Genomic DNA, 13,044 nt, shown 5'->3' on the forward strand with positions numbered 1-13,044 from the left:
TTTATGCAGTTTGAAGTGGATACCACTGATGGCAAGGCCCGTCGCGGTCGCTTGCGTTTCCCTCGCGGTGTGGTGGAAACCCCGGCGTTTATGCCGGTGGGCACTTATGGCACCGTGAAAGGCATGTTGCCGAGGGATATCGAAGGGATCGGTGCACAGATTATTCTGGGCAACACCTTCCACCTGATGCTGCGCCCGGGTACCGAAGTGGTTAAAGCCCACGGCGATCTGCACGATTTCACCCAGTGGTCCGGCCCGATCCTTACCGACTCCGGCGGTTTCCAGGTGTTTAGCCTGGGTGAGCTGCGCAAGATTACGGAAGAGGGGGTTTCCTTCCGTTCGCCTATTGATGGCAGCCCGGTATTCCTGGACCCGGAAGAGTCCATGCGCGTTCAGCGGGACCTGGGTTCCGATATCGTCATGATCTTCGATGAGTGCACCCCTTATCCGGCCACCACTGACGAAGCGCGTAAATCTATGGAGTTGTCCCTGCGTTGGGCGGAGCGCTCCAAGAAGGCTCACGGCGATAGCCCGTCGGCGCTGTTCGGTATTGTGCAGGGCGGTATGTACCCGGAGTTGCGCGATGTGTCCCTGCGTGGCTTGACCGAGATTGGTTTCGATGGCTATGCCATTGGTGGCCTGTCTGTGGGTGAGCCTAAAGAGGAGATGATCAAGGTCTTGGATCACCTGGCTCACAAGATGCCGGAAGATAAGCCGCGCTACCTGATGGGCGTGGGCAAGCCGGAGGATATTGTCGAGGCGGTGCGCCGCGGTGTGGATATGTTCGACTGCGTCATGCCCACTCGCAATGCGCGCAATGGCCACCTGTTTACCTTCGAAGGTGTGGTGAAAATCCGCAACGCCAGGCACCGTCACGATACGGGTCCCTTGGAGGAAGAGTGCGATTGCTACACCTGTGAGAATTTCTCCCGCGCTTACCTGCATCACTTGGATCGCTGCGGTGAAATTCTCGGTGCGCAGCTAAATACGATTCACAATTTGCGCCACTACCAGCGCTTGATGCAAAAGCTGCGCGATGCCATTGCCGCCAATGAATTGGAGGCTTATGTCGCCGAGTTCTACCGTGGTCTGGGGCGCGAGGTTCCAGCGCTGGAGGCCTGATCAGGCGTCGCTTTTACCCTGCCTGGGGTGCTGCCCGTCTCATTGCGGCACCCCTGTAATTTGTCCGTTCCCACGATCCCCGTATAATCAGCCCCCACTTTTATTGGGGGCGGTGTACCTTGCATTCTGCGTATACTGCCCGCATATCCAGGCAAATTGCTTAGGCAGATTGCCAAGATTTACCGGCCCTCGGGGTCACACTAGAACAATGAGAACAGCATGAATCGCTACCCGATCTGGAAGTACTTTCTGATTCTCGCGGTTGTGGCCTTTGGCCTGATGTACGCCGCGCCCAATCTCTACAAGCCGGACCCTGCCGTGCAGATTTCCGGGCAATCCAGTGCACTCACCATCGGCCCCGATGTCCTTGCGAATGCACAAAAAGCCCTGGATGAAGCGGGAATTGCTCACTTCGGCGGCGAAGTTGGGGACAAGTCAGTACTGATCCGCTTGAACTCCATGGAGGAGCAGTTGCCGGCTAAAGAGGCGATTCAAAAAGCTCTCGGTACCACCAACTATGTTGTCGCCCTGAACCTGGCTTCCACTACGCCCCAGTGGATGAAAGATATCGGCGCTAGCCCGATGAAGCTCGGTCTGGACTTGGCGGGTGGTGTGCACTTCCTGATGGAAGTCGACACCAACACCATCGTCAAGAACAACATGGAAAGCTACGAGCAGGAAGTGAAAAGCAAACTGCGCGAAGCCAAGGCTCGTTACCGCAATGTGGAGCTGGTGGATGATCGCGAGATTATTGCCCGCTTCCGCAACGATGAGCTGCGCAGCCGGGCGATGTCCACCCTGCGCAAGGAATTCCCGCAGCTCCAACTGCGCGAGTCCGGCAGCGGTGAAAACCTGGAGATCCGCGCAACCCTGACCGATCAGGAAATCAAGCAGCTGGAAGATTACGCCGTAACCCAGAACCTCACCACCCTGCGCAACCGGGTGAACGAGCTGGGTGTTGCTGAGCCGATCGTACAGCGCCAGGGCCGCAATCGTATCGTTGTGGAGCTGCCCGGTGTACAGGACACTGCAGAGGCCAAGCGTATTATCGGTAAAACTGCCAACCTCGAATACCGTATGGAAGCTCGCCCGGATGAGCTGGTTTCCAACAAGGAATACTTCGAGTACCGCGATGATCGCCAGGCGCAGATGTATGGTGGTGCCTGGTTGGAGCGCCAGATCATTATCAAGGGTGACAGCGTTACCAATGCCCGCGTCGGTTACGACGAGAGCGGTTTCCCGCAGGTAAATATCACCCTCGATGCCCGTGGCGGCGAGATGATGCACCGCGCAACCTGGAAGAATGTCGGTCGCCGTATGGGTACCCTGTTTATCGAGACTCGCTTTGAGCCGGTAACCGAGATCGACGAAAACGGTAACGAAGTTACCGTGCAGAAGCGCACCGAAGAGAAGAAGATTATTAATCTGGCCACGGTACAGAGTGCCCTGGGCAAGCAGTTCCGCACCACCGGTCTGGACAGCCCGGCTGAAGCCCAGGAACTGGCCCTGCTGCTGCGTGCCGGTGCCCTGGCTGCGCCCATGTACTTTGTGGAAGAGCGTGTGATCGGCCCATCCCTGGGTGCCGATAACATCAAGGTGGGTGTGCAATCCGTACAGATTGGTCTGCTGGCCGTGATTATCTGTATGCTGATTTCCTACCGCGTATTTGGCTTGGCCGCGAACCTGGCCCTGGCGGTGAATATGATCCTGCTGGTGGCGGTGATGTCGCTGCTGGGTGCAACCCTCACGCTGCCTGGTATCGCCGGTATCGTATTGACCGTGGGTATGGCGGTGGATGCCAACGTGCTTATATTCTCGCGAATACGGGAGGAGCTCAGGAATGGGATGCCTCCCCAAACAGCGATCAGTGCCGGTTTTGACAATGCTTACAGCACCATTGTGGATGCGAATATCACCACCCTGATTGTGGCGGTGATCCTGTATGCCATCGGTTCCGGTCCGGTACAGGGCTTCGCGGTAACCCTGTCTATCGGTATTCTCACCTCCATGTTCAGTGCCATTATGGGTACGCGAGCAATTGTTAACTTGTTCTACGGCGGTCGCCGTGTGCAGAAGCTCTGGATTTAAGGGAGTCAGTCATGAGTGAGACCAAAGTGGATAACGGCAAAATTACCGAGTACATGGGCAAGCGCGTCTACGACTTTATGCGCTGGCGCAAGATCGCCGGGATTGTTTCGGTGGTGTTGGTACTCGCCTCCATCGCCGCACTGGCAATGAACGGCCTGAAGTTCGGCCTGGACTTTACCGGTGGTACCCAGGTTGAAGTGGGCTATGAGGTAACGCCTTTTATTAGCGACGTGCGCGACCAGCTCGAAGCAGCGGGTTACGACGGTGCCACGGTAGTGAATTTTGGTTCTGAGAAGGACCTGCTGATCAAGTTGCCCCCTGCGGTAACCGAGGAAGAAATCCAGATCAGCGCTACCGATCAGGAAACAACGACGCCGATCGGTGACAAGGTTGTGGCTCTCCTGAGAGAGGGCAGTGAGGGTGATGTTGAGCTGCGCCGTGTCGAGATGGTGGGCCCACAGGTAGGTGCCGAGCTGCGTGACGACGGCGGCCTGGGCATGATGCTGGCCCTGTTCATGGTGATGATCTATGTTGCCCTGCGCTTCCAGTACAAGTTCTCTTTCGGCGCTGTAGCGGCTCTGGGCCACGATGTGATTATCGTATTGGGCTTCTTTGCGGTGATGGGATTGGACTTCGATTTAACCGTACTGGCGGCAGTACTGGCGGTGATCGGTTACTCCCTGAACGATACCATCGTGGTATCGGATCGTATCCGCGAGAACTTCCGCAAGGTGCGCAAGGCTGAGTCTGAGGAAATTATCAATATCTCTATCAGCCAGACCCTGGGCCGTACCTTTATGACGTCCTTCACCACCTTGCTGGTGCTGTGGGCGCTGCAGTTCTTCGGTGGCGAATTGATCCACAACTTCTCCCTGGCCTTGATCGTGGGTGTGGTTGTGGGTACTTACTCCTCTGTTTACGTAGCTGCCAACGTGCTGATGGCTTTGAATATCAACAAAGAAGACCTGATGCCGCCGGTGAAAGAGGGTGCAGAACTGGAAGAAATGCCCTGATGTGAATGAGAAGTGGCTGCGTTGACGCAGCCATATTCGAGCGGCCCCGGCCGCGCTTTGCTGCTGATCAGCGGAGCGCCGTCGGGGTTTTTTATTGCGCGGAGTTTAGGCTCTGGGCTTTTTGCCGAGGGTGATGTGCTTGGGGCCGGAAGTGTTGGTCTGGCCGCTCACCCCTTTGGGCACCTGCTCGATCTCACCGCCACCGGCGAGGAACGCCTTTACCTGCTCCTCGATACTTTCGCTGGTCTCGAGGGGAGCGGCTTGTTTGCGATTGGAGGAAGAGGAAGGTTTCTTGGCCACGGCGCTATCCGGTTTTTATGTGTAAGCGGGCCATATTAGCACGGCTTGCACAAAAAATCACCCAAGTGGCCAGACTCTGCACATAGCGGGTGTTTTGTCGACAGCTTTCGAATAATTTTGTCGTTTTTGGATAAATCGGGCCGCTTTGAGGCAGCCCGGAAGATAGTGCGTTATTCGGCTTCTTCTGTGGTCTCTTCGGTTTCCAGCGGCCAACCGCCCATCTCTTTCCACTTGTTCACGATGCCGCAAAATAGGGTTGCGGTTTTTTCTGCGTCGTACTCGGCGGAGTGGGCGCAGTTGTTATCAAACTCGATTCCGGCAACCTGGCAAGCTTTGGCCAGTACGGTCTGGCCGTAGGCGAGGCCGGCGAGGCTAGCGGTATCGAAGCAGGAGAACGGGTGGAATGGGTTGCGCTTGATGCCGGTCCGCTCGACGGCTGCATTGACGAAGCCCAGGTCAAAGTGGGCATTGTGGGCAACCACGATGGCGCGGGTGCAGCTGTGCTTTTTCACGGCGCTGCGAATCTTGCGGAACAGCTCGGGGATGGCGATTTCTTCCGGCCAGGCGTCGCGATCCGGGGATTCCAGGTCGATGCCAATAAAGTCGAGAGCGGATTGCTCAACGTTGGCGCCCTCAAAAGGCTCCAGGTGGAAACTGTGGGTCTCCAGCGGGAAGAGGTTGCCGGAGTCATCCATGTCGAGGATAACCGCAGAAATTTCCAGCAGTGCATCGGTGCGGGCGTTAAAGCCGCCGGTTTCAAGGTCGATGACCACGGGCAGAAAGCCTCGGAATCGCTGGGCGAGAGAGCTTTTTGGTCCTGTGGGTTCTTCGGCGGGTGTCACGGTGGTTCCTTGTAAATCTTGTCTTCAGGCCAGCAGCATTTGGCGCTGGTGGGGCAGGGTATTGTATTCGAATTGCGGCGCCTGCCGGGAGTGTTCTCCCCGCAGGCGCTGTAATCAGGCCATTCGCTGATTACGCAAGTTGCCAGTTTAAGGTTTCACCGGCTGCGAGGGGAATCAGATTTTCACCACCCATATCCAGTTTTTCCGGCAGGGTCCAGGGGCTCTTGACCAGGGTGATGGTGCCCTCGTTGCGCGGCAGCTCGTAGAAGTCGGGGCCGAACTCACTGGCAAAGCCTTCCAGCTTGTCCAGTTTGCCCGCGCGCTCGAATACTTCGGCGTAGAGCTCAATAGCGGAGTAGGCGGTATAGCAGCCGGCGCAACCACAGGAGTGTTCTTTTTTGTGGTGGGCGTGGGGGGCTGAGTCGGTGCCGAGGAAAAACTTCGGGTTACCGCTGGTGGCCGCTTCGATCAGTGCATTTTGATGGTAGCCGCGCTTGAGGATTGGCAGGCAGTAAAAATGCGGCTGGATACCACCAACCAGCATATGGTTGCGGTTGTACAGCAGGTGGTGTGCGGTAATGGTTGCGGCAACGCCTTCGCGGGCGCCTTGTACAAACTCTACTGCTTGGGCGGTGGTGATATGTTCAAACACCACTTTCAGCGTGGGGAAATCATCTACCAGGCGGGACAGGGTTTTCTCGATAAAAGCCTGCTCGCGGTCGAAGATATCGATATCGCTGGTGGTCACTTCACCGTGTACCAGCAGCTTCATACCGCAGGCCTGCATCTCTTCCAGGGCCGGGTAGATGTTGGCGATATCGGTAACGCCGGAATCGGAGTTGGTGGTCGCGCCCGCTGGGTACAGTTTGGCGGCGATAACACCGGCTTCGTGGGCCTTGCGAATAACGGCGGCGTCGGTCTTGTCGGTGAGGTAGATCACCATCAAGGGTTCGAAAGGAGTGTCGGCGGGAACATTGGCGTTGATACGTTCCTTATATGCCACTGCACTTTCGGCATCGGTCACAGGGGGTACCAGGTTGGGCATTACAATCACGCGGCGGAATTGTTTTGCGGCATCGGGCACGGTGCGCCCGAGAGCGGCGCCGTCGCGCAGGTGAATGTGCCAGTCGTCGGGGGCGCGAAGGGTAATTTGCTCCGTCATGGTACTCCGTAAAGCTTCTTAGCGTAGTGAGTCGTTGTGCGGCGCGAATGCTACCCGAAGCTGTACAAAATTGCGATGCACGAAAAGGTTAAAAATCAATCAATTGTGCTTACTCGCGCCTTGGCGCTAGTCGATCGCGAGCTTAGGCGCTACAATCGCGCCCCGACAAAGAGTGTGGGTATTGTTGTGCCCGCAATTTACCGATCCTGGGCATATCTCCAAGAATAACTCCCCCAGACCGACACTAGTTTCGCGTAGTGGCATTCCCCGTCTCCGCGTTTTTGTCGCGGCGGCGTATTTCCGGCAGCAGAGGACAGCAATGAGCAAAATCGAAAAGGTGGTACTGGCATACTCCGGTGGATTGGATACGTCAGTAATCGTGCGATGGTTGCAGGATACTTATAACTGCGAAGTGGTGACCTTCACTGCAGATATCGGCCAGGGAGAAGAGGTGGAACCGGCCCGTGCCAAGGCCGAGGCCCTCGGGGTTAAAGAGATATATATCGACGACCTGCGCGAAGAGTATGTGCGCGATTTCGTTTTCCCGATGTTCCGCGCCAATGCCATTTATGAAGGGGAGTACCTGCTGGGTACCTCTATTGCGCGTCCGCTGATTGCCAAGCGCCTGATTGAGATTGCCAACGAGACTGGCGCCGATGCCATTTCCCACGGTGCTACCGGTAAAGGTAATGACCAGGTGCGCTTCGAACTGGGCGCTTACGCGCTGAAGCCGGGCATCCAGGTAATCGCCCCCTGGCGCGAGTGGGACCTGAACTCCCGCGAAAAGCTGATGCAGTACTGTGAGCAGCACAATATTCCGGTGGACTTCTCTTCCAGCAAGAAGAAATCCCCTTACTCCATGGATGCCAACCTGCTGCACATCTCTTACGAGGGCGGCAACCTCGAAGATCCCTGGGCGGAAGCTGAAGAGGATATGTGGCGCTGGAGTGTGAGCCCCGAGGCGGCTCCGGAAGAACCCACCTACATTACTTTGGGTTTTGAGAAGGGCGATCCTGTTTCTATCGACGGTGAGCGCTTAAGCCCTGCTACTTTGCTTGAGAAGCTGAACAAGTTGGGCGGAGCCAACGGTATCGGTCGTCTGGATATCGTGGAAAACCGCTACGTGGGCATGAAGTCCCGCGGCTGCTACGAAACACCGGGCGGCACCATTTTGATGAAGGCGCACCGCGCCATTGAGTCCATTACCCTGGATCGCGAAGTTGCGCACATGAAGGATTCCCTGATGCCGCGCTACGCCGAGCTGGTTTACAACGGTTACTGGTGGTCCCCGGAGCGCAGCATGCTCCAGGCCGCGATCGATGAGTCCCAGGATGTGGTTAACGGCGAAGTTCGCCTGAAACTGTACAAAGGCAGCGTGAGTGCTGTGGGCCGTCGCTCTGCGGACAGCCTCTTCGATGAGCGTATCGCTACCTTCGAAGACGATGCTGGCGCTTACGACCAGAAGGACGCGGAGGGCTTTATCAAGCTCAACGCCCTGCGTCTGCGCATTGCCGCAGGTAAAGGAAGAAAATTGATTTAGTTGATATAGATCAGCAATCACCGGGCAAGGATGCGCTTAAATCCTTATCCGGCCAATAGTAACCACAGTGCCTCACACATTGTGGTTACACACCTTCTGTGGTGGGCCAGTCCCGCACAGTGGAACCGAATCTTAAAAGCAACGGAAGTAAAAACATGACGACAACGGTGGCAAAGACCGGCCCTGTGCCGGACTATGACTACAATATCGTGCGCCAGTTCACCATCATGTCCGTGGTCTGGGGCATTTTTGGTATGGGCATGGGCGTATTGATCGCAGCCCAGCTAGCCTGGCCTGAACTCAACGACTTTTGGCAGCCCTTCTCGCACTTCGGGCGCTTGAGGCCCCTGCACACCAACGCGGTAATTTTCGCCTTTGGTGGTAGTGTTCTCTTTGCCACTTCTTACTATGTGGTACAGCGTACCTGTCAGGTCCGCCTTTGGGGTGGCTGGCTGATCCCCTTCACCTTCTGGGGATGGCAGGCCGTTATTGTCGCCGCAGCAATTACCCTGCCGATGGGCTTCACTTCCACCAAGGAATACGCTGAGCTCGAGTGGCCTATCGATATCCTGATTGCCCTGGTTTGGGTTGCTTACGCGCTGGTGTTCTTCGGCACCATCATGAAGCGTAAGACTTCTCACATCTACGTGGCGAACTGGTTCTTCGGTGCTTACATCGTAACTATTGCTGTTCTCCATATCGTTAATAACCTGGAGATTCCTGTTGGCCCGTTCAAGTCCTACTCTATCTATTCGGGCACTAAGGACGCAATGATCCAGTGGTGGTATGGCCACAACGCAGTAGGGTTCTTCCTGACTGCTGCCTTCCTCGGCATCATGTACTACTTCGTACCTAAGCAAGCTGGTCGTCCGGTTTATTCTTACCAGCTGTCTATCGTTCACTTCTGGGCACTGATCTCCCTGTACGTATGGGCTGGTGGTCACCACCTGCACTACTCAGCGCTGCCCGACTGGGCTCAGAGCCTGGCGATGGTTATGTCCCTGATTCTGCTGGCACCTTCCTGGGGCGGTATGATCAACGGCATCATGACCCTGTCCGGCGCATGGCATAAGCTGCGCACCGACCCGACCCTGCGCTTCCTGGTGGTATCCCTGTCCTTCTACGGTATGTCTACCTTCGAAGGTCCGATGATGTCCATCAAGACTGTAAACGCCCTGTCCCACAACACTGACTGGACCGTTGGCCACGTACACTCCGGCGCTTTGGGCTGGGTTGCCATGATCTCTATCGGTGCTCTGTATCACCTGGTTCCGGTTCTGTGGAAACGCCGCGAAATGTACAGCTCCAAGCTGATCAACGCGCACTTCTGGCTGGCCACTGTAGGTACTGTTCTGTACATCGCCGCTATGTGGGTTAACGGTATTACCCAGGGCCTGATGTGGCGTGCATTTAACGCCGACGGCACCCTGACTTACAGCTTCGTAGAGAGTGTTGTAGCCAGCCATCCGGGCTATGTAGTTCGCTGGTTGGGCGGCGCCATGTTCCTGGTGGGTATGCTGCTGATGGCTTACAACGTTTACCGCACGATTACCGAGAAGGTAAACGATGCCGAAGCCGATAACACCGTTCGAGCAGTGCCTGCGGCATAGGAGTTTAGATCGTGAAGAATCATGACCTCGTAGAAAAAAACATCGGCTGGATGATCTTTTTCACCATTATCGCCATCAGTTTCGGCGCCCTGGTTGAGATCGTTCCGCAGTTCTTTACCAAGGATAACTACACGCCGCTGCCGGGGCAGAAGCCGCTGACAGCAATGGAGCTGGAAGGTCGCGATATCTACATTCGCGAAGGCTGCCACGTTTGCCACACTCAGATGATTCGTCCTCTGCGTGCGGAAGTTGAGCGTTACGGCCACTACTCCATGGCTCAGGAATCCATTTACGAGCACCCCTTCCTGTGGGGCTCCAAGCGTACCGGTCCAGACCTGGCGCGCGTAGGTGGACGCTACTCTGATAAATGGCAGCGCGCGCACTTGTACAACCCGCGTAGCGTTGTGCCTGAGTCAATCATGCCTGCTTACCCCTGGTTGTTCGACAATGTGGTAACTGGCGAATACACCGCACGTAAGATGGAAGCGCTGCGCTTCGTCGGTGTGCCCTACACCGATGACGACATCGCCAACGCCGCTGAGCCTTTCAAAGGTGGCAAGGTCAAGGAAATTGACGCGCTGGTCGCTTACTTGCAACAGCTGGGTACCCTGGTTACCCAAAAACGCTAATAGCGAGGAAGGAAACTCGTGACTATTGAAACTTTGCGGGAAATCGGTCTGGTTCTGGGCTCTGTGGCTTTTCTGGCTATCTGCTGGTGGGCCTTCTCTCCGAAGCGCAAGAAGCGCTTCGAAGAAGATGCCAATTTGCCATTTGCCGATGAAGAGCGACAAGCCGACAAGGACAAGTCGGCCGCTCAGCAGGACGAATCCAATTCCGGGGATAAACCCGGAGCCAATCGAAAACAGGGGCAGGATAAGTAATGAGTACATTCTGGAGTGTGTGGGTAATTGTGCTCACCCTCGCCAATCTGGCGTTGATTACCTGGGTGCTGTTCGCCAACCGAAAGGTGGCAGTGGATGACCAGGCTGAACCGGAAAACAAAACCACGGGCCACGTTTACGATGGCATCGAGGAATACGACAACCCGCTGCCCAAGTGGTGGTTCATGTTGTTCGTCGCCACCCTGGTGTTCTCTGCGGGATATCTGGTGGTTTACCCAGGTCTGGGTAACTTCAAAGGTGTCGGCAACTGGACTTCTGTCGGTGCATTGGAAGCTTCCCAGGCCAAGGCTCAGGAGAGATTCCACGAGACCTTTGGTAAGTACGAAAATATGCCGATCGAGCAGATTGCGCAGAGCCCCGAAGCCATCAAGATGGGTTCCCGGATCTTCGCTAACAATTGTGCGGTATGTCACGGTGCAGATGCCGGTGGTAACTTTGGCTTTCCGAACTTGACTGATAACGCCTGGCTGTACGGCGGCACTCCGGAGAAAATCCTGGAAACCCTGTACAACGGCCGTCAGGGCATGATGCCTCCTCAGGGGCCGGTGATCGGTGAAGAAGGTGTTAGAAATGCGACAGAGTATGTTCTCTCCCTGAACGGCCTGGAGCATGACACCGCTATGGCCGCTGAAGGTCAGAAGGTATTCAACACCGTGTGTATGGCTTGTCACGGTATGGATGCCAAAGGCAACCAAATGCTGGGTGCGCCGAACTTGACCGACGACATCTGGCTGTACGGTAGCAATCGCGAACAGATCCAACACACTATTCGCGGTGGTCGTACAAATATGATGCCCGCGCAAAAAGACAAACTGCGTGAAGACAAAATCCGCCTCGTAGCGGCCTATGTCTACAGCCTGTCCCAGCAGGAAGAAGAAAAGCAGTAATTAACTATTGAGGCCCGGCATTTGCTGGGCCTTGTTTTATCAAGGGACTCCGGGCGCCGCAGGGACGGAGAAAAAAGCCTCAAAATAAGGGGCTACCTGGCCCACGTACAAGATGTGCCCGTGCGAGAGTGAGGTTTGTGTGAGTGATTTAATTCCAACCCGTGAGGAACAGGAAGGTGATGGCGAAGTTCGCTATCGCATGCTGTATGAGTCGGAAGACAAAGTCTACATCCGACATATCAAGGGTGTTTTCACCCGTGTTCGCAAATATACTGGCCTGCCTTTGCTGCTGGCTTTCTTCTTTCTACCCTGGATCAATATCGACGGGCGCCAGTCGGTCTTCTTTGATCTCCCCACCCGCCAATTCCATATTTTCTGGACTACTTTCGGCCCCCAGGACGGCTTCCTTCTAGGTTGGCTTCTGATCATTGCCGCCTTCGCGCTGTTTGCGGTCACCACTTTGCTGGGCAGGGTGTGGTGTGGCTTCACCTGTCCGCAGACCGTCTGGACCATGATGTTTATCTGGGCAGAAAGGGTTTGTGAAGGCGATCGCAACAAGCGAATGAAGCTCGACAAGGCCCCCTGGAACCTGGAAAAGGTTCTGCGCAAGGGTGGCACACATACCATCTGGCTGTTGATCTCGCTGGCAACTGCACTGGCCTTTGTGGGGTATTTCTACGGTGTGCGCGAGCTGGTCGTGGATCTGGCGACGTTTAACGCGCACCCGCAGGGTGTTTTCTGGGTCGCTTTCTTCACTTTTGCCACCTATATGAACGCCGGCTTCCTGCGTGAGCAGGTGTGTAAATACATGTGCCCCTATGCCCGTTTCCAGTCGGTGATGTACGACGAGGATACGCTGGCGGTTTACTACGATGCCAAGCGGGGTGAGACCCGTGGTCCGCGCAAGAAGAACGTGGATTACAAGGCGGAAGGTATGGGCGACTGTATCGACTGCTACTGGTGTGTTCAGGTGTGTCCGGTGGATATCGATATCCGCGACGGCATGCAGTACGAATGTATCAACTGTGGCCTCTGTGTCGATGCGTGTAACAGCGTGATGGACAAGATGGGCTATGAGCAGGGCTTGATTCGCTTCACCTCTGAGGACGAATTGCAGGGTGGAAAGACCCGCTTCCTGCGCCCGCGCCTATTTGGCTACGCATTGATACTGGTTGCGATGACCGGCCTGTTTGCACAGCAAGTGATGACTCGAAGCCCAATCGAGGCAGAAATCACTCGCGACCGCGGTGCTCGTATGTTCCGTGAGTCCCAGGGACAGGTGCAAAATGTCTACACGGTAAAAATCAACAATATGGATCAGGCTCCCCACGAATTCACCATCAAGGTGGAAGGTAAGCCTGAATACGATTACTCCATTCGCAAGCCGAAGACGATTTACCTGGTGCCTGGAGAGATGTTCTCCGTTCCCATTCGGGTAAGCGTTCCCAGAGACCAGCTGAAGGATACCAAGCACGATATCGAGATTGTTGTCCAGGCAGTCGACAATCCTGAGCTGATTGATAAGCACCGAACGGTGTTTATTGGTCCAAAGCAGTAGACGGGACGCCAATCCCGTCG

General features: G+C 55.7%; 12 protein-coding genes. 9 read left to right on the top strand and 3 right to left on the bottom strand.

Features of this window, described 5'->3' with window-relative positions; translation table 11 throughout:
- Window positions 1-3 precede the first annotated feature (3 nt).
- The 3 genes from tgt to secF all read left to right on the top strand — a co-directional run bounded on the left by tgt (window position 4) and on the right by secF (window position 4,223).
- Window positions 4-1,122: a tRNA guanosine(34) transglycosylase Tgt gene (tgt, locus tag ACJJIQ_RS01565; protein WP_445359662.1), complete on the top strand. Its 1,119-nt coding sequence runs from the start codon at window positions 4-6 to the stop codon at window positions 1,120-1,122.
- Between the two features lie 219 nt (window positions 1,123-1,341).
- On the top strand, window positions 1,342-3,210 hold the full coding sequence (secD, locus tag ACJJIQ_RS01570) for a protein translocase subunit SecD (RefSeq protein ID WP_445360246.1): 1,869 nt from the start codon (window positions 1,342-1,344) through the stop codon (window positions 3,208-3,210).
- Between the two features lie 11 nt (window positions 3,211-3,221).
- Window positions 3,222-4,223 carry a protein translocase subunit SecF gene (gene secF / locus ACJJIQ_RS01575; RefSeq protein ID WP_444891809.1) on the top strand — a complete coding sequence of 334 codons (1,002 nt, stop codon included), beginning with the start codon at window positions 3,222-3,224 and terminating at the stop codon, window positions 4,221-4,223.
- A gap of 105 nt (window positions 4,224-4,328) precedes the next feature.
- Here secF and ACJJIQ_RS01580 read toward each other — a convergent pair whose 3' ends face one another.
- The 3 genes from ACJJIQ_RS01580 to pyrC form a co-directional block, all read right to left on the bottom strand.
- Window positions 4,329-4,523, bottom strand: coding sequence for a PFL_1563 family small protein (locus tag ACJJIQ_RS01580; protein ID WP_413664697.1), 195 nt, complete (start codon window positions 4,521-4,523; stop codon window positions 4,329-4,331).
- 170 nt (window positions 4,524-4,693) lie between these two features.
- Window positions 4,694-5,365: a ribonuclease T gene (gene rnt, locus ACJJIQ_RS01585; RefSeq protein WP_282931564.1), complete on the bottom strand. Its 672-nt coding sequence runs from the start codon at window positions 5,363-5,365 to the stop codon at window positions 4,694-4,696.
- A gap of 130 nt (window positions 5,366-5,495) precedes the next feature.
- A complete protein-coding gene (gene pyrC, locus ACJJIQ_RS01590) occupies window positions 5,496-6,527 on the bottom strand; it encodes a dihydroorotase (protein ID WP_444894895.1) in 1,032 nt (343 codons plus the stop codon).
- A 319-nt stretch (window positions 6,528-6,846) separates the two neighbouring features.
- Between pyrC and ACJJIQ_RS01595 the strand changes: the two genes are divergently transcribed.
- The 6 genes from ACJJIQ_RS01595 (at window position 6,847) to ccoG (ending at window position 13,024) form a co-directional block, all read left to right on the top strand.
- Entirely contained in the window at window positions 6,847-8,067 is a 1,221-nt protein-coding gene (locus ACJJIQ_RS01595; protein WP_445363492.1) for an argininosuccinate synthase, read from the top strand.
- A gap of 155 nt (window positions 8,068-8,222) precedes the next feature.
- Window positions 8,223-9,677, top strand: coding sequence for a cytochrome-c oxidase, cbb3-type subunit I (ccoN, locus tag ACJJIQ_RS01600; RefSeq protein WP_413664700.1), 1,455 nt, complete (start codon window positions 8,223-8,225; stop codon window positions 9,675-9,677).
- 11 nt (window positions 9,678-9,688) lie between these two features.
- Window positions 9,689-10,306 carry a cytochrome-c oxidase, cbb3-type subunit II gene (ccoO, locus tag ACJJIQ_RS01605; RefSeq protein ID WP_445363493.1) on the top strand — a complete coding sequence of 206 codons (618 nt, stop codon included), beginning with the start codon at window positions 9,689-9,691 and terminating at the stop codon, window positions 10,304-10,306.
- Window positions 10,307-10,324: 18 nt separating this feature from the next.
- The gene (locus tag ACJJIQ_RS01610) at window positions 10,325-10,558 is read left to right on the top strand and encodes a cbb3-type cytochrome oxidase subunit 3 (RefSeq protein ID WP_413664702.1); all 234 of its coding nucleotides are present in this window, start codon (window positions 10,325-10,327) and stop codon (window positions 10,556-10,558) included.
- Entirely contained in the window at window positions 10,558-11,466 is a 909-nt protein-coding gene (gene ccoP, locus ACJJIQ_RS01615) for a cytochrome-c oxidase, cbb3-type subunit III (RefSeq protein ID WP_445363494.1), read from the top strand. The genes ACJJIQ_RS01610 and ccoP overlap by 1 nt, the downstream gene beginning before the upstream one ends.
- 139 nt (window positions 11,467-11,605) lie before the next feature.
- The gene (gene ccoG, locus ACJJIQ_RS01620; RefSeq protein WP_444912290.1) at window positions 11,606-13,024 is read left to right on the top strand and encodes a cytochrome c oxidase accessory protein CcoG; all 1,419 of its coding nucleotides are present in this window, start codon (window positions 11,606-11,608) and stop codon (window positions 13,022-13,024) included.
- Window positions 13,025-13,044: the final 20 nt, after the last annotated feature.

Source organism: Microbulbifer maximicatervae (SeqCode), from assembly GCF_052468295.1.